Source organism: Flavobacterium pedocola, from assembly GCF_053764385.1.
In genome coordinates this window covers 129,546-155,245 of the sequence record NZ_JBSNCR010000001.1, presented here as the reverse complement: position 1 = coordinate 155,245, position 25,700 = coordinate 129,546, and the positions used below count along the sequence as shown (strand labels likewise).

Sequence of the window (25,700 nt, the reverse complement as noted above, 5' to 3'; positions counted from 1 at the left end):
TGGAATTTCTTTACATTTGAAAATTCAAGAACAAAGATAATCAGAATAATGAGCAATACCTCTCAGGAATACGATAAAGTAATCGGGATCTGTCGCGATTTGTACAGCAAAAAAATGAAAGATTACGGAAGTGCCTGGCGCATTTTACGTCTTCCTTCCCTAACCGATCAGATCTTCATAAAAGCACAAAGAATCAGAAGTTTACAAGAAAATGAAGTACGCAAGGTGGACGAAGACGAAACCGGGGAATTCATCGGTATCATCAACTATTGCATTATAGCACTTATCCAATTAGACTTAGGCGTAGCGGACCAACCGGATCTGGATTGGGAAACTGCGGTTCGTTTGTATGATGAGAAAGTTTTACTGACCAAAACCCTGATGGAAGCCAAAAACCATGACTACGGTGAGGCTTGGCGTGACATGCGCGTGAGTTCGTTGACAGATTTGATTTTACAGAAACTGCTTCGCGTAAAACAAATCGAAGACAACAAAGGAAAAACTTTAGTTTCCGAAGGAATCGATGCGAATTACCAGGACATGATCAATTATTCGGTATTTGCCTTGATTTTAATGGGTTTTGCAAAATAACCATGATTTTCAGAGAAGCACATATCGAGGACATTCCGCAAATTCAAATCGTAAGGAATTCGGTAAAGGAAAACACTTTGTCCAACCCTGCTTTGGTTAGCGATGCGGATTGTGAAGAATTTCTCTTTAAGCGAGGAAAAGGCTGGGTTTGCGAAACCGATAACCGTATTGTCGGGTTTTCGATTGCCGATTTGGAAGACAACAACATCTGGGCCTTATTTGTTCATCCTGATTTTGAAAAAAAGGGCATTGGCAGAAAGCTCCACGATTTAATGCTGGATTGGTATTTCGGGCAAAACAAAGAAACCGTTTGGCTTGGAACCGCCTTCGACACCAGAGCGGAAGCCTTTTACCGTAAAGCCGGCTGGACAGCAACCGGGATGCACGGGACCAAAGAAATAAAATTTGAAATGACGGCCAGCGAATGGCTCCAAAACCATAAAAAATAGTATGAAATACTTAGTTCATTTATCACGATTTTTAGTAGGTGTATTGTTCATCATTTCCGGATTGATCAAACTGAATGATCCTACGGGGTTTTCATTTAAACTGGAAGAATACTTTTCTGAAACCGTATTAAACCTGCCGGCTTTGGTTCCGTATGCGTTAGCCATCGCCTTGTTTGTAGTGATTTTTGAAGTGGTATTAGGCGTAGCATTACTAATCGGGTACAAACCGAAACTGACGTTATGGAGTTTACTGTTAATGATCGTATTCTTTACGTTCCTGACGTTTTATTCGGCTTATTTCAATAAAGTTACGGATTGTGGGTGTTTCGGAGATGCTTTAAAACTGACGCCTTGGCAATCGTTTTATAAAGATGTGGCTTTACTGGTATTCATCCTGATTCTGTGCTTCGGACACAAACATGTAAAACCGCTTTTCAAACCTATGGTTGGTACTTTAACCACATTAGTTTCGTTAGGACTTTGCATTTTCATGGGCTACTGGGTACTGAATCATTTACCGCTGAAAGATTTCAGAGCGTATAAAATAGGGACCAATATCCAGAAAGGAATGGAATTCCCGGAAGGCGCTGCACGTTCGGTTTATGAAATGAATTTCGTGTATAAAGTAAAAGGCAAAGAACAGAATTTCGGTGAAAAAGATTTAATGAGCCTGCCGGAAGGCGCTGAATTCGTGCGTCGTGAAGACAAACTGATTTCTCAGGGCTACGTACCCCCTATCCATGATTTCACCATCGAATTGGACGGTCAGGATTTTACAGAAGAAATGCTTAACGCTCCTAAAGTGATTTTACTTATTTCCTACGATTTGAAAAAAGCGAAAACGGACGGTTTAGCCAAATTAGAAGAATTCTCCAAAAAGGCACAGGCAAAAGGGTACAAAATAGTCGGGATGACGGCTTCACCGATTGAAGATATTGCCCAATACCGAAAAGAAAACCATATCACTTTTGATTATTACTTTTGTGACGCCACGACACTTAAAACCATCGAAAGAGCCAACCCTAGTATTGTTGTGCTGCACAAAGGAACGATTGTTGATAAGAAACACTGGAACGATATTGAAGATGTAAACTTATAATTCCCAAATCATGAAAAAGATATTTTTAGTTATTACCGGAGCTTTGATTGCCTTTGCCACGTATTCGTACACCCAGAAAAAAGACGATACGGCTTTTAAAAAAGAAGCATTGGAAAATGTAATGGTAACCACCGATGGCGGCCAGATCACCTTTAAGGAAATCCTTAAAAAATATGAAGGCAAAACCATAGTAATGGACATCTGGGCTTCCTGGTGTTCCGATTGTATCAAAGGAATGCCGAAAGTAAAAGCACTGCAAAAAGAGTTTCCGGATGCCACTTACCTGTTCATCTCGATGGACAAAACGCCGGAAGCCTGGAAAAAAGGCATTGAAAAATACGAAGTAAACGGCGAACATTATATGGCTACCGACGGCATGAAAGGTGTTTTCGGAAAAGCCGTTAACCTGGATTGGATCCCGCGCTATATGGTAGTGGACAAAAAAGGAACCATTGCCTTGTACAAAGCTATTGAAGCCGATGACCAAAAATTGATTGAGACTTTAAAAACACTTAAATAAATGAGACACAATATTGTTGCCGGAAACTGGAAAATGAATAAGAACGCCGGAGAAACTGCCGGTTTGCTTTCGGACATCCTAAACCAATTACCTTCCGGTAAAGAAGTGGAGGTGCTTGTTGCACCTTCTTTCGTTAACTTATCACAGGCCGTTCATATTCTGGAGCACACTAATGTTGGCGTTGCAGCCCAGAACATGCATCAGGCGGAAGGCGGTGCGTTTACCGGAGAAGTTTCGGCGGAAATGTTAACTTCCATCGGGGTGAACAATGTTATTCTAGGGCATTCCGAACGTCGTCAGTATTTTAAGGAAACCGATACGGTACTGGCCAATAAAGTGGATACTGCTTTAAAACACGAAATGCGCGTAATTTTCTGCATCGGTGAAGAACTGAAAGACCGTCAGAACAAACAGCATTTCAATGTGGTGGATTATCAACTACGCGACGGATTGTTCCATTTGGGCGCGAATGCCTGGGTAAACATTGTTTTGGCTTACGAACCCGTTTGGGCTATCGGAACGGGTGAAACAGCTACTCCCCAGCAGGCACAGGAAATGCATCATTTTATCCGTGAAACCATTCGTCATAAGTATGGGGAAAGTGTTTCCGAAAATGTTTCCATCCTTTACGGCGGCAGTGTAAAAGCCGATAACGCAAAAGAAATTTTCTCCCAAGCGGACGTAGACGGCGGACTGATTGGCGGCGCTTCTTTAAAAGCAGAAGATTTTGTGGCAATTGTTGACGCATTCTAATCAGATATATGGAAAACGAAGGATTATTGGACGAAGCTGAATTCGCTGTAAACTACCCAAGACGCAGAAGCCTTTTGCCGCTTTGGATTAAAATATTTACCTGGATCTTTATGATTATGGGAGCTGCGGTTCCATTCGCTTTAGTTTATGGTGCTATTGACGGCACTTTTGATTTAGCGTTATACGGCCTTGAAACCAACCAGCCTTTTTCCCTTATGGGAATGTTTGTATTATCCCTGATAAGTCTTAAGGCAGTTACAGCAATAAGCTTGTGGTTTGAAAAAGATTTCGCTATTGATTTGGCCAAAATAGACAGCTACATCGGGCTTGTGATTTCCTTGCTGATGATGCTCGTGTATCCTTTTTTTGATGAGCATGAAGGTTTTTCTCTTGAAATCCGGTTTGAAATAATTTTCCTTTACTTCTTTTTCAGAAAGATAACACAGATTGAACCAAACTGGAAGAAAACAAGGTAATAGTTATGATTACAGTTAATATTATCGGTTCCGGCAATGTGGCACAGCACCTGATTTCGGTTTTTCAACAATCCGAAAAAGTAATGCTGCAACAGGTTTTTTCGCGTAAGCGTGAAGCAGTACGCCATTTGATTTCCGATGAGAAAATCATAACCGATTACAACCTTTTAAAACCGGCCGACCTAACCATCATTTCCGTTACCGATGGTGCAATTGCTGAAGTGGCGAACGGATTGCCTTTTGAAAATCAATTGGTGGTGCATACCTCCGGCAGTATGGGACTTGATGTTTTGAACGCTAAAAACCGAAAAGGTGTTTTCTATCCGCTACAAACGTTTTCAAAATCAAAAGCAATTGATTTCAGGGAAGTTCCGCTTTGTCTGGAAACCGAAAAGGAAACCGATTATGCCTTGCTTGAAAAGGTGGGCAAAACCATTTCGGATAAAGTCTTCAAGATCAGTTCCGAACAAAGACAAAGTTTACATGTGGCAGCCGTGTTTTCCTGTAATTTTGTGAATCATCTGTATCAGTTAGGCAATGAGATTTGTGAAGAAAACAACGTTCCTTTTGAAATTCTTTTTCCGCTGATTCAGGAAACCGCCGATAAAATAAAAACGCTTTCCCCCAAAGAAGCACAGACGGGGCCTGCCCTACGACACGACCAAAAAACCATAGACAAACATCTTGCCTTTCTGGAAGATGAAAATAAAAAAGCGATTTATACGCTGCTAACCCAATCCATACAAAAAAATAATGGCTAAAAGTTATAAAGAAATCATGAACGAGATTACCACATTCGTATTCGATGTGGATGGCGTACTTACTGACGGAACCGTTCATGTTACCCCAACCGGTGAAATGCTACGTGAAATGAACATCCGCGATGGCTATGCCATGAAAGCCGCTGTGGAAAACGGCTACACGGTTTGCATCATTTCCGGCGGAAGCAATGAAGGTGTGCGCATACGATTACGAAATCTTGGTATTACCGATATTCATTTGGGCGTTCATGATAAAGTGGAAACCTTCAAAGAATTTACCGATATCTACAACATCAAACCCGGGCAGGTTTTGTACATGGGCGATGACATTCCGGATTATCACGTGATGCAATTGGTAGGCCTTCCAACCTGCCCTCAGGATGCTTCACCCGAAATTAAAGGCATCAGCAATTACATTTCCCATAAAAACGGTGGAAAAGGTGCCGTTCGTGATGTAATCGAACAGGTCATGAAAGTACAGGGAAAATGGATGGAACATTTTGATGCTAAATATGATTAGAAAAAGTTTACAGTTTACTGCAAACCACTAATTACTAACCACTAATCACTGATTACTAAATACCGAACATGAAATTCCTAAAACTAATTCGTTTCCAAAATCTGTTACTGCTGGCACTGATGCAGCTTGTTTTTCATTTTGTCTACCTGAAAAGCCAACCCGATCTTATGTTGGGCTTAACGGATCTGCAATTCGTTTTACTGACAGTAGCTACCGTTTTTATTGCGGCCGGCGGCTATGTAATCAACAACATCATGGATCAGGAAACCGATCAGATTGCCAAACCTAATGATGTTGTTGTGGGCAAACACATTTCGGAAGGGACAGCTTATAATATGTATGTGGTTTTGAACGTCATTGGTGTCGGGATTGGTTTTTATCTTTCCAACCTGATTCAGAAACCTATGTTTTCAGCCGTTTTCATCGTAATTGCCGGAACATTATACATGTATGCCACCAGTCTGAAACAAAGCTTATTGATTGGTAATTTCATTGTCGCTTTATTATTGGCTTTCAGTGTAATCATCATTGGAATTTTTGATTTATATCCTGTAGTTCATGAAGGCAATCAACAACAGATGCGCATACTTTTCAGTATTTTAATGGATTACGCCGTATTTGCTTTTATCATCAATTTCATTAGGGAAATAGTTAAGGATATTGAGGATATGGATGGGGATTACAATGCCGGGATGAACACCCTTCCAATCGTTTTAGGTAAAGACAGGACAGCAAAAGTCGTATTCGCCTTAGCTCTGATTCCTATTGCGCTTTTATTACTTTACATTAAAAACAACTTGCTGAGTCTGGACTGGGTTATGTACTATTTACTTGTGTTTGTAATAGCGCCACTGATCTACTTCCTGGTTAAAATCTGGAGTGCCAAAACTAAAAAAGAATTCAGTCATTTAAGTTTGGTTTTGAAGCTGATACTCTTTTTCGGTATTCTTTCCATCGTTGTTATTACCGTAAACATGAAACTAAATGCTTAGAGAGAAGTTAAACAACTACACCATAATTCTGGCCTCAGGTTCACCGCGAAGACAACAATTCTTTAAAGAACTGGATCTGGATTTTGAGATTCGCCTGAAAGAAGTGGAAGAGATTTATTCCGACACCCTAAAAGCCGAAGAAATCACTAATTATTTAGCCGAATTAAAAGCCGATGCCTTTGCCGGAGAACTTACCGATACCGACATTTTGGTAACCAGCGACACCATTGTCTGGCACGAAGGGAAAGCCTTGGGAAAACCTAAAGACTACAACGATGCTTTTCAGATGCTGCAATCCCTTTCCGGAAAAACGCATGAAGTAATTACTTCAGTTTGTATCAGGACCAAACACAAAAACGATACTTTTTACGAAGTAACCAAAGTGACCTTCAATCCGCTTTCTGATGAAGCCATCCGATATTATCTTGAACATTACAAACCTTTTGACAAAGCAGGTTCATACGGTATTCAGGAATGGATCGGTTTGGTGGCCATTTCAAGAATTGACGGTTCCTATGCTAACGTTGTGGGGTTACCTGTGGATAAAGTTTATCAACATTTGCTTACATTTGTAGTATAATGTTTGTGAAATGTTTGACAACCACTTTTTTTTCGAAATTGTTGCTACGGCCGTAACCCTTGTACTTTATATCTTGGCACGGCTTCTTATGCCGAAAATCATCAGGCGTTTTGCAAAAGGTTCGGAAATTATAGATCATCGACGAACCAAATTGGTTATTAAGTACATCAACATCCTCTTTTCCATTATTATTGTCATTGCGCTCTTTACCATTTGGGGTGTACGGACACAACAGGTGGTGATTTTTGCCTCGTCTATTTCTGCGGTTATCGGTGTGGCTATGTTTGCACAATGGTCGATTTTAAGTAATATAACGGCCGGCATCATCCTGTTCTTTAATTTTCCGTTTAAGATTGGCGATATCATCCTTATACACGATAAAGATTATCCAGTGCAAGGTGAAATCATAGACATTACGGCTTTCCATGCTTTACTGAAAACCAAAGATGGTGAACGCGTTACCTATCCCAACAACTTATTGATCCAAAAGGGAATTACCATCATCAAGCATTACAAAAGCAATCATAAAGAATTCATGGATTAGGAAAAAGAATACTTTCCTGTTACAAATTCGATGTATTACTTACGGAAGCAGAAAAAACCTCCAGCCGCCCCAATATGCCCTGTAGTTTTCTTCGAAACTTTTGAATTCCGCTGAAAGTGGAAGGTTTTGCTTTTCGGCATACTGATTATAGTCAGTTTCTGTTACAAATTCCTTTAGTTGTTCCGTACTCAAATCGTATACAAAAAAAGAATTTTTATAGTCATAGAATCCGCTGGACAGGTTTCCGCAAACCATATTATTTTTCAAAAGAAAAGCTGTTGTTTCCAATGGATTGCCCTCACTGGTTTCGATGTCATATAAACTCCCGTATTCGGTCCAATTGATATTACTTATTTCGTTACGGAAACCAAGTGGTATTCTTGCGCTGTCTCCCAGACCGTGGTAACCGAACGGTGTCAGCATATAAACAAATAAAACTATGGAACTCCAAATCCACAATCTTCGCTTGGATTCGAGGGCTTTCTGAAGCCAGAATACGTTTTTCCGTTTCGCTATCCCTTTAAAAATGAACCAGATAATGTTGGCATAGATAAAACCTAAAATTCCGATTTTTAAAAGTTCAAAAATAAAGTGCCCGCCGGATTCCATGGATTTGCTATGGTTAGTGTTTCGCTTACTTTCAAGCGCTGATTTGAATTTTTAAAGGTAGCAAAATAATGCAGTTTTTTTGTACACTTTTATGTAAATACTACGTATAAGTACTGATGCAATATTCAAATTCGTTTTTTATTTAAAAACACTTTATCAACTAAAAAAAACAATCATGATTTTACCAATCATTGCAGTTCTGGTGTTAATCCTTTTATCAGGATTCCGAATTGCTCAGGAGTACCAAAGAGGAGTTGTTTTCAGACTTGGACGCTTTCAATCCATAAAAGGTCCGGGACTTTACTGGATCATCCCATTTATAGACCGACAGCAGCGAGTAGACATCCGAACCAAAACCGTAGATTTGGAACAACAGGAAACCATTACCAAAGACAGTGTAACCATTAAAGTAAATGCTGTACTCTGGTTTAAGATTACCGTTCCGGAAGATGCCATCATTAAAGTGGCCGACTACAATAAAGCCGTGTATCAATTCTCCGTAACCGCACTGCGAAACATCATTGGTCAACACAGTCTTGACGAAGTATTAAGGGAAAGGGAAAAAATAAACGGCACACTTCAGAAAATTGTTGACACCGCCACCGAGCCTTGGGGGATAAAAATTGAAATGGTGGAGATGAAAGATGTCGAAATCCCTGAAGGCATGCAAAGAGCCATGGCAAGGGAAGCGGAAGCCATCCGTGAAAAACGAGCCCGTATCGTGAAAGCAGAAGCCGAATTAGACGCTTCCATCAAGCTTACACAAGGTGCTACAAAAATGGCTGAAAGTCCTATAGCTCTGGAATTAAGAAGAATGCAAATGTTATCCGAAATCGGTATCGACAATAATACGACCACTATTGTCCTGGTTCCGTCCGACTTTACCAATGCCGCCAAAAGCTTCACGGATTTAGTGAATAGCAAGAAAACCGAATAACAAATCGATTATCTTAAAAAGAAAACCCTGAGCTTTCACTCAGGGTTTCGTTTTTATCGCATATCAATACCGTATTTGATTCCGCTCTTTCTGAAAAACTCTTTCAGTAAAATTTGATGTTCGTCACATCCCCCAAGCTTGCACAAATCATTAAAATCCGAAATACTTTCAGGCGTTAAATAATATTGCCCACATTCGAAACAGATTTCCAAATGCGAAACCACATTATTGTTTTCATCCAGAAATAATACCGCATTACGAGGTTCATAACAATTTGTCATATTTACAATTACTTCCTTTGGTCTCCTTATAACTTTGAAGTTAATCATCCAATTACTCAGTTCGTCAATTTGCGAAGTTGGCAATTCGACTATCTCCGTCGCATAATATTTATACTTTTCAGAAGTAGTAAATGACTTAATTACCTTATAATTCATTTGAGTCAAGGTTATACTATCAATAACAACTTGATTGCCATTAACTATAATACCTGCATTTGGTGAAGGAAAGGCAATCAGCAAAATCTTTTTGGCTTTATCAAATGGAGCAATTTTCTTTCTTTCCAAGGGTGTTTTCTTTCCATACCAGCCACATTTCATCCCGGGATTTCTCTGTCCAAAACAAAATTGAACCGATAAAAGTAAAACTATGACACAGAAAATCTTCTTCATAAAACCACTAAATTCCCGCAATCTGCTTCAGTTCACTTACAAAACGTTCTGCCAAAACATCGGCGGCGTTTTGCGTTGGTGCTTCCGTGTAAATTCGGATGATTGGTTCGGTGTTCGATTTTCTTAAATGAACCCATTCGTTCGGGAAATCGATTTTCACTCCGTCTATTGTAGAAATATTCTCTGAAGCGTATTTTTCAGCAATTGTCTTCATTACATTATCCACATCGATTTGCGGGGTCAGTTCAATTTTGTTTTTACTCATGAAATATTGCGGATAAGCCGCTCTCATTTCGGCAACCGTTTGGGTTTGATTGGCCAAATGCGTTAAAAACAAAGCCACTCCTACTAAAGCGTCACGCCCGTAGTGAATTTCCGGATAGATGATTCCTCCGTTTCCTTCCCCACCGATAATCGCGTTGGACGCTTTCATCAGTTCTACAACGTTTACTTCACCCACGGCACTTGCCTGATAGCTTCCGTTGTGTTTTTCGGTAATATCTCTTAATGCTCTGGACGACGACATGTTAGACACTGTATTTCCGGGTGTTTTACTCAATACATAATCGGCAACGGCTACCAAAGTATATTCTTCCCCGAACATTTCACCATCGTTGGAAATGAATGCCAAACGGTCTACGTCCGGATCCACTACGATTCCAAAATCGGCTTTTTCTTCCACTACCAGTTTACAGATATCTCCCAAATGTTCTTTTAACGGCTCAGGATTGTGTGGAAAATGTCCGTTCGGTTCGCAATAAAGCTCAACCACTTCCACTCCCATTTGTTCCAACAACTTCGGAATGATGATTCCTCCTGAAGAGTTCACACCGTCTACAACTACTTTGAACTTTCTTTTAGCAACCGCTTCTGCATCCACCAAAGGCAAATTCAAAACCTCATCGATGTGAATATCCATGTAGGCGTCATTTTCAGTAATCGTACCCAGACTGTCCACATCTGAAAAATCGAAAGCTTCCGCTTCTGCAATTTCAAGGATTTTGGCACCATCAGCTCCGCTTAAGAATTCTCCCTTAGCATTCAGCAATTTCAAGGCATTCCATTGTTTCGGATTGTGCGATGCGGTTAAAATGATTCCTCCATCGGCTTTTTCCAAAGGAACGGCCACTTCAACCGTTGGTGTGGTTGATAATCCCAAATCGATTACATCAATCCCTAAACCGATTAAAGTATTGACCACCAAATTGTGAATCATCGGCCCTGAAATACGGGCATCACGACCAATTACAACCGTTAATTTAGCTTCGCTCAGTTCGGCTCCGCCTCGGGTTTCTTTATTTATGTTTTGTTTTAAGAAAGTTCCGTAAGCTGAAGCGAATTTCACGGCATCAACCGGAGTTAAATTATCACCTACTTTCCCTCCAATGGTTCCGCGGATTCCTGAAATGGATTTTATTAAAGTCATATGATGAGTATTATTCTAAATTTTAAATGTTAAATTATAAACGAGTGACAAATATAACGAATTGTGGTTTCGAGAAAATCATTTAAAATTTAAAATTCATCATTTAAAATTATTAAATTAGTCCGATGAACTTTCTCGCACACATATATCTTTCCGGGGAAAACGATTTGATCAAAATCGGGAATTTTATGGCGGATGGCATTCGCGGGCATGACTATGAGCATTTTCCTATCGATGTACAGAAAGGCGTTTTACTCCACAGAGCTATTGATACGTTTACCGATGCGCATCCGATTTTCAGACAAAGTAAACATAGATTGCATGAAAAGTATGGACATTATTCGGGTGTTGTAATGGATATTTTTTACGATCATTTTCTGGCCAAGAACTGGGCAAATTACTCCAATGAAAAACTGGAGGATTATGCCGAACGATTTTACAATGCTTTAAGAGTGAATTACGATTGGCTCAACACAAAAACACAAAACATGATGCCTTCGATGATCGGCCGAAATTGGCTGGCCAGCTATGCCACTGTTGAAGGTATTGGGATGATTTTATTCCAGATGGACCACCGTACAAAAAACCGTTCCAACATGCAGAACGCCATAAAAGAACTTAAAGAATACTATACCGAATTCGAACAGGAATTCACCACTTTCTTTGAAGACTTACGCCAACATTCCCAACAAAAACTTGCCATTTTATAATGACTTTCATTACCGAACTTGAAAAAGCTTTCCAGAAGAATGCTTCTGCCGAAATGGCCGGACCTATGGAAGCTTACATGAAAAACAATTTTACTTTTTTAGGCATTAAAACCACACCGAGACGAACAATATTCAAAGAAATCTGGAGCCTTCATAAAGAAGAAATCAAACAAAATGCCCGTGAAATTGCTTTGAAATTGTATCAGAAGAAAGAACGTGAGTATCACTATTGTGCGATCGAGATCCTGATGAAAGAACTGAAAAACAAATATCAAAAGGAAGACATCCAACGCATTGAAAAACTGATTATCACCCATTCCTGGTGGGACAGTGTGGACACGATAGCCAAGTATCTTTTAGGCAATTATCTTACTCAGTTTCCGGAAGAAATTCTAAATGTTGTTAACCGATTCTCAAATTCAGACAACATGTGGCTGAACCGTTCCGCAATTTTGTTTCAGTTGGATTACAAAGCCAAAACCGATGCCGAATTATTGTTTTCCATATGTGACAAACACAAAGATTCCAAAGAGTTTTTTATCCAGAAAGCCATTGGCTGGGCGCTTCGGGATTACAGCCGTTTCAACCCGAAAGGCGTAACCGAATTTGTAAACAAAACCGATTTAAAACCGCTGAGCAAAAGAGAAGCGCTCCGAAATTTATGATTTCCATTGAAGGAACATTTGGCAAAAATGGCGTATTTTAGCTTTTTCATTCACCAATCAAAACATGTCCAATCAAAAAGCTTCCTGGTTTACCCCATTCATACGCAGACAGTTAAAGCGTTTTGAAGCTTTTATCTTTTTACTGAAATCAGTTTTAAGCAACCGTCAGTTTTTGTACGTTTCCTGTGTTTTGGTAGGGATTTCATCGGCTTTGGCGGTAATTGTCTTAAAAACATTTGCCCACTGGGTGTTCCGTTTTGCCAATTACATCGACCGGATTTTCCACTTGCCTTATTCCAACAGTTTACTTCCGGTTATCGGTATTTTGCTGACGGCCTGGGTAGTTAAAAAATTCCTTGACGGCAGCATTGAAAAAGGTACTTCGCAAATCATGATTGCGGTGGCAAACAAATCGGGTATCATGCCCAGAAAGCAGATGTACGCCCAGATTATCACAAGTTCCTTAACGGTTGGCATGGGTGGATCAGCAGGTTTGGAGTCCCCGATTACGATTACCGGAGCAGCTTTCGGTTCCAATTACGCCCAAAAATACCGCCTGAATTATAAAGACCGGACGCTTCTACTCGCCTGTGGTGTTGCCGCCGGTATTGCAGCAGCTTTTAACGCACCTATTGCAGGGGTTTTATTTGCTATCGAAGTAATCCTGGCCGACATGAGCGTTACAGCTTTCATCCCGATTATGATTTCGGCAGCCACGGGTGCTTTAATTTCAACAATAGTTTTAAAAGAAGATATTTTACTGACCTTCCGAAACCAGTTGACTTTTGATTATCACAACATTCCATATTACATTATACTGGGGATTCTGGCAGGATTGGTTTCTGTTTATCATGCCCGAAATTTCAGAAGAGTGGAACATTTTTTCAGCCGGTTCAAATCCTCTACCTATAAAAAAGCGTTGGTCGGTGCCGGAATGCTGGCCGTCCTGATTTTCTTTTTCCCGACCTTGTTTGGTGAAGGATATGAGAGCATTAAAGCCTTGTCTTCTCCAAATCCGGGCATCTTGCTGGAAAATACCTTTTTAGAAAAATTTAAAGCCAACGAATGGATTTTACTGGCCTTTATTGGTGCCACAATGCTGATAAAATCCGTTGCTACAGGTTTAACGTTAGGCAGTGGCGGAAATGGCGGTAACTTCGCTCCTTCCCTTTTCGTAGGTTCTTATTTAGGCTATTTTGTTTCCAAATTTTTCCTGCTGACCGGAATTGATAAAGATTTACCCATCAGTAATTTTTCCGTGGTGGGAATGGCAGGATTGCTGAGCGGGTTGTTCCATGCGCCTTTGACGGCCATCTTCCTTATTGCGGAAATCACGGGAGGTTATGGTTTGTTTGTGCCGTTGATGATCGTATCGTCCATCAGTTTCATCATCTCCAAAAACATGGAAGGTCATTCCATGGACATCAAAAATTTAGCCGATACCGGAACCGTTTTTACCAGCGACAAAGACCGCAACATCCTTTCTGCCATTGAGTTGTCCAAACACATCAAAACAGATTTCACTTCCATTGCCAACACTGCAAAACTGGAAGATGTTACCATCATTTTATCGCAAACCAAGCAAACTATTTTCCCGGTAACCAATGAAAAAGGTGAATTTGAAGGCATTGTGAATTTTGATACGATCCGTCCCATCATCTTCAATGCGTTTCAGACGAAATACACTCCCTTAAAAGATGTTATCGAACAACCGAAAACCACTATCTGCTACGATGAAATCATGGAAACGGTGATGGAAAAGTTTGAAACCACCGGTTATGAAATCCTATTCGTCCTGAAAGACCACAAATGCCTGGGGTACATCGAGAAAGCCGATATCCTTACCTCGTATCGCGAAAAACTGAAATCGTTACGTATCGAGTAAAAACAAAATTTTCTTTACTAAACGACTACTGAAAATTAGCCACAAAACAGTACCTTTGCGTTTTGCACAACTACACAGCTAATTTATGTTGCATTCTGAAGAAACTATTGAAGTTTTAGGCGCCCGCGCCCATAATCTTAAAAATATAGACGTCGTCATTCCAAGGGAAAAACTTGTGGTGATTACGGGGCTTTCCGGCTCCGGAAAATCATCGTTGGCTTTTGACACCATTTATGCCGAAGGACAGCGTCGTTACATTGAAACCTTTTCGGCTTATGCCCGTCAGTTTTTAGGCGGATTGGAACGTCCCGATGTGGATAAAATCGACGGACTTTCCCCGGTAATTGCCATCGAACAGAAAACAACCAGTAAAAGCCCGCGTTCTACGGTTGGGACCATTACCGAAATTTACGATTTCCTACGTTTATTGTTTGCCAGAGCTGGAGAAGCTTACAGTTACAACACTGGCGAAAAAATGGTTTCCTATTCCGATGAGCAGATTAAGGAATTGATTTTCGAGCATTTCAACGGTAAACGCATCAACATTTTAGCTCCGATAATCCGTTCACGTAAAGGACATTACCGCGAATTGTTCGAACAGATTTCCAAACAGGGCTTCGTAAAAGTCCGTGTGGATGGCGAAATCCGTGATTTGGAATACGGCATGAAAGTGGATCGTTATAAAACCCACGACATTGAAACCGTAATCGACCGAATGGCGGTGGAGAAAACCGAAGATTTAGACAAACGCTTAACCGAAAGCATCAAAGTAGCGATGTACCACGGCGATGGCATCATGATGATTATCGAACAGGAAAGCAAAGAAGTTCGCTATTTCAGTAGAAACCTGATGTGTCCTACCACCGGGATTTCCTATCCAAATCCTGAACCCAACAACTTCTCGTTCAACTCTCCGAAAGGCGCCTGTGAACACTGTAACGGATTGGGAACGGTGAATGAAATCAACCTGAACAAAATCATACCAAACCCTAAACTTTCCATCAAACAAGGCGGATTTGCACCGCTTGGCGAACAGAAAAGCTCCTGGATTTTCAAACAGTTGGAGATTATCGGGGAAAAATTCGGTTTCAAACTGACAGATTCCATTGAAAGCCTTCCGGCCGAAGCCATGGAGATGATTTTGAACGGCGGTAACGAAAAATTCTCAGTGGTTTCCAAAGTAATGGGCATCACCAAAGATTATAAAATCGATTTTGAAGGGATTTCCAATTTCATCAAAAACCAATACGAAGAAAGCGGATCGGCTTCCATCAAACGCTGGGCGAAAGAATTCATGGACGAAATCGAATGTTCGGAATGTCACGGAACACGTCTGAAAAAAGAATCGTTATACTTTAAAATCAACGAGAAAAATATAGGTGATTTATCCGCAATGGATATTGATGAATTGTGCGAATGGTTCAACAATCTGGACAATCATTTAACTGAAAAACAAAAGGTTATCGCTGTTGAAGTCGTTAAGGAAATCAAAGCGCGATTAAGCTTTTTAGTCGATGTCGGATTGAATTATCTGGCTTTACACCGAAGTTCAAAATCACTTTCAGGTGGTGAGGCACAGCGTATTCGTCTGGCAACACAAATCGGTTCGCAATTGGTTGGGGTGCTTTATATTCTTGACGAACCAAGTATCGGGTTGCACCAGCGCGACAATGAAAAACTGATTCATTCTTTGGAGCAGTTACGAGATATCGGGAACTCGGTAATCGTTGTAGAACACGACAAAGACATGATCGAAAGGGCCGATTACGTGATTGACATCGGGCCGAAAGCTGGTCGTTTCGGAGGTGAAATCATCAGCAAAGGAACACCGAAAGAATTGCTGAAAGAAAATACGATTACCGCTCAATACCTGAACGGTAAAATGGAAATCGCGGTTCCGAAAAAACGTCGCGAAGGCAATGGTAATGTTGTAAAACTATCGGGAGCCACCGGAAATAACCTTAAAAATGTATCCGTAGAATTCCCGCTTGGAAAACTGATTTGCGTAACCGGAGTTTCAGGAAGTGGAAAATCAACATTGATTAATGAAACGCTTTATCCTATTCTGAATACGCATTTCTTCAATGCCGTTAAAAAACCACAACCTTATAAAAAAATTGAAGGTTTAGAACATATTGATAAAGTAATCGATATCGACCAAAGCCCCATCGGACGTACACCGCGCTCGAATCCGGCGACGTATACCGATGTGTTTTCGGAAATCCGAACCTTGTTTACCCAAACACCTGAAGCGCAAATCCGCGGGTACAAACCGGGACGTTTCAGTTTTAATGTTTCAGGCGGACGTTGTGAAACCTGTGAAGGTTCGGGAGTGAGGACTATCGAAATGAGCTTCCTGCCGGATGTTTACGTGGAATGTGAAACCTGTCAGGGCAAGCGATTCAACAGAGAAACGCTGGAAATCCGTTACAAAGGAAAATCGATTTCAGATGTTTTGGAAATGACCGTGGATGAAGCTGTGGATTTCTTTGAAAACATTCCGAAAATCTACAGAAAAGTAAAAACGATTCAGGATGTAGGTTTGGGTTATATCACTATGGGACAGCAGAGTACGACACTTTCCGGCGGTGAAGCACAACGCATCAAACTGGCTACGGAATTGTCCAAAAAAGATACCGGAAACACGTTCTACATTTTAGACGAACCAACAACCGGACTGCATTTTGAAGACATTCGCGTGCTGATGGACGTTATCCACAAATTAGTAGATAAAGGCAATACGGTTCTGATCATCGAACACAATATGGACGTAATCAAATTGGCTGATTATATTATTGATATTGGTTACGAAGGCGGAAAAGGTGGCGGAGAACTTATAGCCAAAGGAACTCCGGAAGAAATCATTAAAAATAAGAAAAGCTACACTGCGCAGTTTTTGAAAAAAGAATTACATTAGCAGGCTATTTAATTTTTAACGAAACGAAAGAATGAAAGAAGAATTTGAAAATGATGATTTAAGAATTCAGGATAAATTCAAACAGAAAACCTGGAACGAAATACGTGCTAACGACTCCTGGGCGATTTTTAAAATTATGTCCGAATTCGTGAACGGATATGAAACAATGGGAAGAATCGGACCTTGTGTAACGATTTTCGGATCTGCGAGAACAAAACCGGATAATAAATATTATATACTGGCTGAAAAGATTGCTTTTAAAATCAGTAAGGCCGGATATGGTGTAATTACAGGCGGTGGTCCCGGAATCATGGAAGCCGGTAACAAAGGAGCTCATTTAGGTAACGGAACCTCTGTAGGTTTGAACATTGAATTGCCTTTTGAACAACACTACAATCCGTATATCGACAAGGACAAAAACCTGAATTTTGATTATTTCTTTGTCCGCAAAGTAATGTTCGTAAAATATTCCCAGGGATTTGTGGTAATGCCCGGTGGTTTCGGAACGTTGGATGAGTTATTCGAAGCGGTTACCTTAATCCAAACTAAAAAAATTGGTAAATTCCCGATTATCCTTGTGGGAAGAGAATTCTGGAGCGGCTTATTAGATTGGGTAAAAACCGTAATGATCGACCAGGAGAAAAACGCAAGTCCTGAAGATTTAAACTTAATAAAGATAGTAGATACAGAAGACGAAGTACTGGAAGTACTTGATAATTTCTACAAAAAATACAATCTTAGTCCTAACTTCTAAGAACAAACAAAAAAGCTTCCATAGTTGTGGAAGCTTTTTTTATATAACTTATTATTTTACGATTAATCTTCTTGTAGTCGATTTGTTATCGGAAGTAATTTTCACCATATACAAACCGGACTGTAAATCAAGTTGTAAAGTTGTTGTTCCGCTGAAAACAGCTGTTTTTACTTTCTGTCCTGTAAGGCTGTAAAACTCCGCAACACCTTCATTCTGAACACCGGAAATTGTAACACTGTTAGATGCCGGATTCGGATACATCGCCATTTTTAAATCTGTAAATTCACCTGAACTTAAAGTAGCGGACCAGGGCTGACCGAAATTCGCTCCGAAAATATAATTTGCCAAAGTCGGGTGGTCAATGAACGGGTTGCGGTTCATCTGCCAGGTATAGATATAATTGTTACGGTTCATTTCAAAATCATCACGCGGATCGGAAGTGTTCCAGGTTAACAAAGTAGCTAAATCACCAATATTTCCTGAAGGCGTTACACCGTCTACCAGATATTCTGACGGATCACCATTAACCACATTCAGTCCGTTAAAGCGAACCGCCATGTAAAACAATGCTCTTGCCACATCACCCCGCCAGGAACCTTGTGTTCCCACCGGACCGGCATAGACCGTAGAGGTAGCTACCGGGCCATAATTTTTATTGTTTCGGGATGAATTTTCCTGACCGTTTTCCGCACGGATATGATGCGCGTCGGACACACCGTCTACGGTACTTGATGCACTTGTGGTTGTCCAAACGTTGATACCATCTGCGGAATCCCCTAAAGCTACTTCAAAACCGCCTCGTGACTGGCAAAAGATGTGCTCGCGGTTCCATTTTCCGACAATACTACTCCCCTGCTGCTGATCGATTTTGGCCATAGGTTGTTCGATATACATACACCACACCTGATTGGAATTCAATGGGTTTTGATCTGCTGTACGTAAGATTTCCCAAATATCGGCATAACTGTGCAGACGCACCACACTCGGATTGGCAATGATATCCTGAACGGCTTGCTTTAAAGCGGCACCGCTCAATCCTTCCAGAGAACTGTAATATCCTGCCGGAGCCGTACTTGAAACTATTCCATGCGTTGGGCTTAAAGGTGTTCCCCAAGGACTTACCTGAAAATCATTATCATAAATGCGGACAACTATATTATCATTATTAGCGACATAACCTGTTGGCAAAGGTTGGAATCGGAAGAGCATTTCCTCATCGCCTTCATCAATCGCATCGTTGGTAAGTATGATTCCGGTTTGTGTAGTCGTTTGCCCAACCGGAATGGAAACGGTTAATCCACCCGAAAAGTCAGACATGCTGAAAGCACCATTATTAAGGGTAAAATTCATTATTAAAGTCTCATTCTGAACCGGTTGACTTGTAGTAAAAGTAATATTAAAACTATCACCTTCATTATAAGAGGGTTGTGTAAAAGAAACCGTTACATAATTTATCGGGATACCGGAACCGTCGTTGTTTACCCCTGGATTTGGCGTTGTCACTACGAAACTTCCACCAAGCAATTGCATCGATTGTGTAGCTCCCGCACTATTTTGCCCTTCGTTTACACAGGTGGATAAACCCCAAATGCCCATTAAAGCAGAAGGCTGTGTTGCACCACTATTCGAATAAGCAACTGCATTTACCAAATTTGTATTTGTAGCAACAGTTCCCAGTGGAAAATCGGTACCGTTTGCCAGATATAAGGCCACGCCATCCGGACCATTCTGAATGGTATTGTTTGGAATGACTATTCTTGGCGAGGGAGAAACACCGGAATTTCCAATGAGAAAATTACCGTTTATATCCGTAGAATACGTATCTAAATCGATTGCATAATAACTTGTTGTTCCGGAATATGGATTTGATCCTGCATTGAAAAATACCAAAACATAGCCGTCTAAAGCAAAATTAGGCGAAGACGATTTTAATTCAATGAATTCTAAAACATCAGCTCCGGGGGTATCGGCATCAATTTCGCTGATTACGACTTGAGAAAAGGTAACATTTGACACTAATGCCAGTAATACTATTAGTAGTTTTTTTATCATTTTTTTTAAAATTGGGGAAGCTAAGTTACACAGTAACTTCTTCATTTTCACTATACAACTGTATATTTTTACACATTTAACCCTTTTCGTAAGAAAAACTCCCCAGTTTAAAATCATCGTCAAAAACACCGATAATTTTAATTTAATAGTATATTTACAAAAGTTGATTTTATTACTTACATGCAACCGAAGATTCCTTTTCAAAATAAATTTCTCATACTACTATTTATCAATCTGATAACCGTTTTTTCAAACGCACAGCATAAATCCGAAATCAAGGCACAGTTAGATGCGGCAAACAAACTGATACACATTGAACAACAGGTGGTTTTATACAACACTTCCAATACAACGCTCGGCAGTATCATCCTTAACGACTGGACCAATTCCTATTCCAACAACAATACACCTTTGGGAAAACGTTTTTCAGATGAATTTGTCCGCAGTTTTCTTTTAGCGAAGGAGAGCGATCGCGGTAACACAACCCTCCATGCGGTGAATGGCCAAAACAATGTGCCGCTGCAATTTTCAAGACCTGAAAACCATCCTGATTTAGTTGAAATAACACTCCAGAACCCTGTTAATCCGGGAGAATCTGCAACTTTCAGTATTAAATATACGGTGAAGATCCCCAACGACCGGTTTACGCGTTTCGGTTTTACCAACGATGAAGGTTTTGTCCTTAAGAATTGGTTCCTGAGCATTGCACGGCTGGAAGCCGACGGGTTTATCAAATACAGCAACGAAAACCTTGACGACGTTGCCAATTCGCTCACAGAATATCAGATTGTGTTCCAACTGGATAGAAAATTCCATCTTTTTACGGATTTGAATGTGGTACAGAAAACGACAGCCGAAGACCAAACCACGTATTTTCTAAACGGAAAAGAGCGTCTTGATTTCAGCCTTCAGATTGAAACGAAACCAACTTTTCACAACTATAAAAACGAAACCGGTGAAGTCGTAACCAATTTAAGAGACCGCCGTTTAAACGAAATCCAGAAAGCATTGGTTATCGACAAGGTAACAAGTTATATTGCAACAGAAGTAGGCCAACCGAAATTTGAGAAAATCGTCATTTCACAAACCGATTATGACCGAAATCCATTCTACGGCCTGAACCAACTGCCGGCTTTTATCAGCCCTTTTCCGGACAGTTTTCTGTATGAAATTAAGTTCCTGAAAATTTATACCGACAAATACCTGAAAACAGCCTTAAACATGAATCCCAGAAAAGACACCTGGATTTATGACGGCTTTCAGTCCTACCTGATCATGAAATACATTAAGGACAATTACCCGGATATGAAAATGATGGGGAACCTTTCCGATTTCTGGCTGCTGAAAGGCTACAATATTTTCAGGGCCGATTTTAACGATCAGTACACTTATATATACCTGCTGATGGCACGAAAGAATCTGGATCAGCCCATTGGCGACGACAAAAACACCTTTATCCGCTTCAACGAACAGATTTCAGGAAAATACAGAGCCGGGCTCAGTTTAAACTATCTGGACAATTATCTTGAAAAAAACATTGTCTCAGAATCGATTAAAGATTTTGCAGTACTCAACAATTCCCGTCAAACGGATGAAAAAGATTATGAAGCTATCCTGAAAAACAAGTCCGGGAAAGACATCGATTGGTTTTTCAGAACGGTAGTGGAAACAAACGACTTAATCGATTTCAAAATCACCAAAGTCAAAAAAGACCAGGATTCGCTTAAAGTTACTATTAAAAACAAAACCAAGACGAATGTACCGGTTTCACTTTACGGAGTAAAAAAGGACAATGTGGTTTTTAAACAATGGGTTGAGAACATTAAAAACGACACCATAATCAGTATTCCAAAAGGCGAAGCTGAAAAACTAGTCCTGAATTACAACAAGGAAATACCGGAATTCAATACCCGAAACAACTGGAAATCTTTAAAAACTTTCTTTGGGAATAACCGCCCGTTCAAACTGACATTTTTTAAAGACCTCGAAGATTCGGAGATGAACCAGGTTTTCTTCTTACCGGAATTCACCTACAACTATTATGATGGTTTATCAACAGGAATCCGCTTTAACAACAAATCCTTTCTGGAAAAACCGTTTATTTTCGACGTTACCCCAACCTATTCTTCAAAGACCCAAACACTGATCGGGAACTTTTCCCTTACTTCCAACAAATATTATCGCGATGAAGACGAATTGTTTCAGATACGCTACGTTTTACAGGGTTCGACATTTCATTATGCTCCCGATGCCCGGTATACAAAACTGACACCTTCGGTAATTTTCCGTTTCCGTGAGAACAACCTGAGAAGCAACAACAATGAGTATGTATTACTCCGACATACAACGGTAAACAGAGATCAATCCGAAGTGTATTCCATCGCCGAGGAAAATTATTCTGTTTTTAATCTTCGTTATGGAAAAAACAGATCCCAGCTAACCAAACATTTCAACTATTATTCTGATTTGCAATTGGCCAACAGCTTCGGGAAAATGTCCGGAGAATTACAGTACCGCCGCTTGTTTAACGACAACAGACAGGTAAACCTTCGTTTTTACAGCGGTTTCTTTCTATACAGAAGCACCACCTCTGATTTTTTCAGTTTTGGATTAGACCGCCCAACCGATTATATGTTTGATTATGAATTTTTAGGCCGTACCGAAACAACCGGTTTATTGAGCCAACAGTTCATTTTGGCTGAAGGTGGTTTTAAATCAAAACTCGGCAACCGGTACGCTAACCAATGGATATCTACCATAAATGCAAGTTTTAATATTTGGAGCTGGATAGAAGTATATGGCGACACCGGTATAATTAAAAGCAAATATACTGCACCGGAGTTTGTATACGACAGCGGAATCCGTTTCAATCTGGTACCGGATTATTTCGAATTATACTTCCCGGTATATTCCAAAAACGGATGGGAAATTGCGCAGGACAATTATCAGCAAAAAATCAGATTCGTGATTACTTTGAGTCCGAAAACACTTATATCGCTTTTCACCAGAAAATGGTTTTAATCTTTTTTTGTAAAACTTGAAATATTTTTTTATTAATTTATTTGAAAAATATTCAACAAAAAACACATTACACTAAATATATCTGAATCAAGAACAGTATTTTGAGTAAATAATTGTCAAAAGTGAAATTATAATTTATGCAATGCATTGCTTTGTATTGTTGAATTCGTTAAATTTGTCCAATAACATAATTTTATATGAACCAAACTGCCACTAAAGAAATATTATCGTTTGAAGACTTCAAAACCGAAGTGATTAACGATTATAAAATTGCCACAGTAAGCCGCGAATGCAGCCTTTTAGGGCGTCGTGAAGTACTTACCGGTAAAGCCAAATTCGGGATTTTCGGAGACGGAAAAGAAGTACCGCAATTGGCCATGGCAAAAGCTTTCAAAAACGGTGATTTCCGTTCCGGCTATTACCGCGACCAGACCTTTATGATGGCAATCGGCCAGATGACCATTCAGCAGTTTTTTGCTGGTTTATACGGTCACACGGATTTGGCTCATGATCCAATGAGTGCCGGACGTCAGATGGGTGGTCACTTTGCCACGCATTCCCTGGACGAAAACGGTAATTGGAAAAACTTAACACAACAGAAAAATTCAAGTGCGGACATCTCTCCTACCGCCGGTCAAATGCCGCGTTTGTTAGGATTGGCCCAGGCTTCGAAAATATACAGAAACGTTGGTGGGATCAACCAGACCAATTTCTCCGAAAAAGGAAATGAAGTGGCTTGGGGAACCATCGGAAACGCTTCAACGTCCGAAGGTTTGTTTTTTGAAACCATAAATGCTGCCGGTGTTTTACAGGTGCCGATGGTAATGAGTGTATGGGACGACGAATACGGAATTTCAGTACACGCCCGTTACCAGACTACCAAAGAAAACATCTCAGAAATCTTAAAAGGTTTCCAACGCGATGAAGAGAACAAAGGATACGAAATCATTACAGTAAAAGGTTGGGATTACCCGGCTTTGGTGGAAACATATCAAAAAGCATCCCAAATCGCAAGAGATGAGCACGTACCTGTTTTAATCCACGTTAAGGAATTGACTCAGCCTCAGGGGCACTCTACTTCCGGTTCGCACGAGCGTTATAAAAATGCCGACCGTTTGGCCTGGGAAGCCGAATTTGACTGTTTGGCACAAATGCGCAAATGGTTAATCGAAAATAACATCATCACTGCAGAAGAAATCGAAGCAATTGATAATCAAGCTAAAAAAGATGTTCTGGAAGGTAAAAAAGCCGCATGGAACGCTTTTGTAGAACCTATCAAAGCCGAACAGCAGGAATTGGTTACCCTATTAAATTCGATTGCGGCTTCAAGTGAGAACAAAGTTTTCATCGACAAATACACTAACGATTTAGCTTCTTTAAAAGAACCTATCCGTAAAGATATTATCACGACTGCCCGTAAAGTTTTACGCTTAATCATCAAAGAAAACGGAAAAGCGCAATTGGCAGCCTGGATTTCGGCATATACTGAAAAAATTCAGCCAAAATTCAGCTCGCATTTGTTCTCGCAATCCGATAAGAATGCAGAAGCCGTTAAAGAAGTATTGCCACATTACGACGAAACGTCTGAAGAAGTGGATGCGCGTTTAATTTTACGTAACAACTTCGATTCCATCTTCGAAAAACACCCTGAAACCTTGATTTTCGGTGAAGATTCCGGTAATATCGGAGACGTAAACCAAGGTTTGGAAGGCATGCAGGAGAAATATGGTGAATTCCGTGTGGCCGATGCAGGTATCCGTGAAGCGACTATTCTTGGGCAAGGTATAGGAATGGCAATGAGGGGTTTACGTCCTATTGCTGAAATTCAGTATTTGGATTATCTTTTGTATGCGATTCAGATCATGAGTGATGACTTAGCTACTTTACAATACAGAACTTCAGGTCGTCAGAAAGCGCCGCTTATCATCAGAACGCGCGGTCACCGTTTAGAAGGGATTTGGCATTCCGGATCACCAATGGGAATGATTATCAATGCGATTCGCGGTATTCACGTATTGGTTCCGAGAAACATGACCAAAGCAGCAGGTTTTTACAACACTTTATTAGAAACTGACGAACCGGCTTTATTGGTGGAATGCCTTAACGGTTACCGCCTTAAGGAAAAAATGCCAACCAATTTAGGGGAATTCAAAACGCCTATCGGTGTGGTGGAAACCATCAAACAAGGTCACGACATTACTTTAGTTTCTTACGGTTCGACTTTACGTTTAGTGGAACAGGCGGCCAAAGAACTATTGGAAGTAGGCATCGACGTGGAAATCATTGATATTCAGTCTTTATTACCTTTCGACATCAATCATGACATCGTTAAATCGGTAGCAAAAACAAATCGTTTGCTTGTAATTGACGAAGATGTACCGGGTGGTGCTTCAGCTTTTATTTTACAGCAGATTATCGACGAACAAAAAGGATATAAGCATTTAGACAGTAATCCTGAAACGTTGACTGCAAAAGCACATAGACCGGCTTACGGAACCGATGGTGATTATTTCTCGAAACCTTCCGTTGAGGATATTTTCGAAAAAGTATACAGCATTATGCATGAAACCAATCCGTCAAAATATCCAAGTTTGTACTAAAATTCATTTAGCATCATAAAAAAAGCCCGGCAGTAAAATGTCTGGCTTTTTTGTTTAACACTTTTTACGGGAAAACCACAACAAAAATTGGTTAAAAAAGAGGAACTTGTAGACAAGAATCAATGACACGAAGATCCAAAGCAAATCGTCTATAATTCGTTAGTTTTC

General features: G+C 40.3%; 23 protein-coding genes. 19 read left to right on the top strand and 4 right to left on the bottom strand.

The features are described from left to right. Positions 1-48 precede the first annotated feature (48 nt). The 11 genes from ACWPKD_RS00700 to ACWPKD_RS00650 all read left to right on the top strand — a co-directional run bounded on the left by ACWPKD_RS00700 (position 49) and on the right by ACWPKD_RS00650 (position 7,285). Positions 49-591: a DUF1599 domain-containing protein gene (locus ACWPKD_RS00700; protein ID WP_455410755.1), complete on the top strand. Its 543-nt coding sequence runs from the start codon at positions 49-51 to the stop codon at positions 589-591. 2 nt (positions 592-593) lie between these two features. After that, positions 594-1,040 carry a GNAT family N-acetyltransferase gene (locus ACWPKD_RS00695; RefSeq protein ID WP_455410754.1) on the top strand — a complete coding sequence of 149 codons (447 nt, stop codon included), beginning with the start codon at positions 594-596 and terminating at the stop codon, positions 1,038-1,040. A gap of 1 nt (position 1,041) precedes the next feature. After that, on the top strand, positions 1,042-2,139 hold the full coding sequence (locus ACWPKD_RS00690) for a BT_3928 family protein (RefSeq protein ID WP_455410753.1): 1,098 nt from the start codon (positions 1,042-1,044) through the stop codon (positions 2,137-2,139). A 10-nt stretch (positions 2,140-2,149) separates the two neighbouring features. Then, positions 2,150-2,659 carry a TlpA family protein disulfide reductase gene (locus ACWPKD_RS00685; protein WP_455410752.1) on the top strand — a complete coding sequence of 170 codons (510 nt, stop codon included), beginning with the start codon at positions 2,150-2,152 and terminating at the stop codon, positions 2,657-2,659. Beyond that, a complete protein-coding gene (tpiA, locus tag ACWPKD_RS00680; protein ID WP_455410751.1) occupies positions 2,660-3,412 on the top strand; it encodes a triose-phosphate isomerase in 753 nt (250 codons plus the stop codon). A gap of 8 nt (positions 3,413-3,420) precedes the next feature. Next, positions 3,421-3,888, top strand: coding sequence for a hypothetical protein (locus ACWPKD_RS00675; RefSeq protein WP_455410750.1), 468 nt, complete (start codon positions 3,421-3,423; stop codon positions 3,886-3,888). 5 nt (positions 3,889-3,893) lie between these two features. Beyond that, the gene (locus ACWPKD_RS00670; protein WP_455410749.1) at positions 3,894-4,649 is read left to right on the top strand and encodes a Rossmann-like and DUF2520 domain-containing protein; all 756 of its coding nucleotides are present in this window, start codon (positions 3,894-3,896) and stop codon (positions 4,647-4,649) included. Next, on the top strand, positions 4,642-5,169 hold the full coding sequence (locus ACWPKD_RS00665; RefSeq protein ID WP_455410748.1) for a KdsC family phosphatase: 528 nt from the start codon (positions 4,642-4,644) through the stop codon (positions 5,167-5,169). Before ACWPKD_RS00670 ends, ACWPKD_RS00665 begins: the two co-directional genes overlap by 8 nt. 68 nt (positions 5,170-5,237) lie before the next feature. Beyond that, on the top strand, positions 5,238-6,161 hold the full coding sequence (locus ACWPKD_RS00660; RefSeq protein ID WP_455410747.1) for a geranylgeranylglycerol-phosphate geranylgeranyltransferase: 924 nt from the start codon (positions 5,238-5,240) through the stop codon (positions 6,159-6,161). Continuing rightward, positions 6,154-6,741 carry a Maf-like protein gene (locus ACWPKD_RS00655; RefSeq protein ID WP_455410746.1) on the top strand — a complete coding sequence of 196 codons (588 nt, stop codon included), beginning with the start codon at positions 6,154-6,156 and terminating at the stop codon, positions 6,739-6,741. Before ACWPKD_RS00660 ends, ACWPKD_RS00655 begins: the two co-directional genes overlap by 8 nt. 10 nt (positions 6,742-6,751) lie before the next feature. Then, positions 6,752-7,285: a mechanosensitive ion channel domain-containing protein gene (locus ACWPKD_RS00650; RefSeq protein WP_455410745.1), complete on the top strand. Its 534-nt coding sequence runs from the start codon at positions 6,752-6,754 to the stop codon at positions 7,283-7,285. 39 nt (positions 7,286-7,324) lie between these two features. Here the strand turns inward: ACWPKD_RS00650 and ACWPKD_RS00645 are convergent, their stop codons facing one another. Continuing rightward, entirely contained in the window at positions 7,325-7,894 is a 570-nt protein-coding gene (locus tag ACWPKD_RS00645) for a hypothetical protein (RefSeq protein ID WP_455410744.1), read from the bottom strand. A 175-nt stretch (positions 7,895-8,069) separates the two neighbouring features. Between ACWPKD_RS00645 and ACWPKD_RS00640 the strand changes: the two genes are divergently transcribed. Then, on the top strand, positions 8,070-8,831 hold the full coding sequence (locus ACWPKD_RS00640) for an SPFH domain-containing protein (RefSeq protein ID WP_455410743.1): 762 nt from the start codon (positions 8,070-8,072) through the stop codon (positions 8,829-8,831). 53 nt (positions 8,832-8,884) lie between these two features. Here the strand turns inward: ACWPKD_RS00640 and ACWPKD_RS00635 are convergent, their stop codons facing one another. Continuing rightward, positions 8,885-9,502 carry a hypothetical protein gene (locus ACWPKD_RS00635; protein WP_455410742.1) on the bottom strand — a complete coding sequence of 206 codons (618 nt, stop codon included), beginning with the start codon at positions 9,500-9,502 and terminating at the stop codon, positions 8,885-8,887. A gap of 7 nt (positions 9,503-9,509) precedes the next feature. Then, on the bottom strand, positions 9,510-10,928 hold the full coding sequence (gene glmM / locus ACWPKD_RS00630; RefSeq protein ID WP_455410741.1) for a phosphoglucosamine mutase: 1,419 nt from the start codon (positions 10,926-10,928) through the stop codon (positions 9,510-9,512). A gap of 125 nt (positions 10,929-11,053) precedes the next feature. Here glmM and ACWPKD_RS00625 point away from each other — a divergent pair, with 125 nt between their 5' ends. The 5 genes from ACWPKD_RS00625 to ACWPKD_RS00605 all read left to right on the top strand — a co-directional run bounded on the left by ACWPKD_RS00625 (position 11,054) and on the right by ACWPKD_RS00605 (position 17,859). After that, entirely contained in the window at positions 11,054-11,638 is a 585-nt protein-coding gene (locus ACWPKD_RS00625; protein ID WP_455410740.1) for an acyl carrier protein phosphodiesterase, read from the top strand. After that, positions 11,638-12,303: a DNA alkylation repair protein gene (locus ACWPKD_RS00620; RefSeq protein WP_455410739.1), complete on the top strand. Its 666-nt coding sequence runs from the start codon at positions 11,638-11,640 to the stop codon at positions 12,301-12,303. Before ACWPKD_RS00625 ends, ACWPKD_RS00620 begins: the two co-directional genes overlap by 1 nt. A 64-nt stretch (positions 12,304-12,367) precedes the next feature. Then, positions 12,368-14,188 carry a chloride channel protein gene (locus ACWPKD_RS00615; RefSeq protein ID WP_455410738.1) on the top strand — a complete coding sequence of 607 codons (1,821 nt, stop codon included), beginning with the start codon at positions 12,368-12,370 and terminating at the stop codon, positions 14,186-14,188. Between the two features lie 85 nt (positions 14,189-14,273). Further along, positions 14,274-17,105, top strand: a complete 2,832-nt coding sequence (gene uvrA / locus ACWPKD_RS00610) for an excinuclease ABC subunit UvrA (RefSeq protein ID WP_455410737.1) — start codon at positions 14,274-14,276, stop codon at positions 17,103-17,105. A gap of 31 nt (positions 17,106-17,136) precedes the next feature. Next, entirely contained in the window at positions 17,137-17,859 is a 723-nt protein-coding gene (locus ACWPKD_RS00605) for an LOG family protein (RefSeq protein WP_455410736.1), read from the top strand. A gap of 51 nt (positions 17,860-17,910) precedes the next feature. On the opposite strand, the gene ACWPKD_RS00600 is transcribed toward ACWPKD_RS00605, so the two are convergent. Then, complete coding sequence (locus ACWPKD_RS00600) at positions 17,911-19,911, bottom strand: endonuclease (protein ID WP_455410735.1); 2,001 nt, start codon at positions 19,909-19,911, stop codon at positions 17,911-17,913. A gap of 180 nt (positions 19,912-20,091) precedes the next feature. Here ACWPKD_RS00600 and ACWPKD_RS00595 point away from each other — a divergent pair, with 180 nt between their 5' ends. Both ACWPKD_RS00595 and ACWPKD_RS00590 read left to right on the top strand, forming a co-directional pair. Beyond that, positions 20,092-22,932: an aminopeptidase gene (locus ACWPKD_RS00595; protein WP_455410734.1), complete on the top strand. Its 2,841-nt coding sequence runs from the start codon at positions 20,092-20,094 to the stop codon at positions 22,930-22,932. Positions 22,933-23,129: 197 nt separating this feature from the next. Next, positions 23,130-25,532 (top strand): alpha-ketoacid dehydrogenase subunit alpha/beta, encoded by a 2,403-nt coding sequence (locus ACWPKD_RS00590; protein WP_455410733.1) that lies wholly within the window; start codon positions 23,130-23,132, stop codon positions 25,530-25,532. Positions 25,533-25,700: the final 168 nt, after the last annotated feature.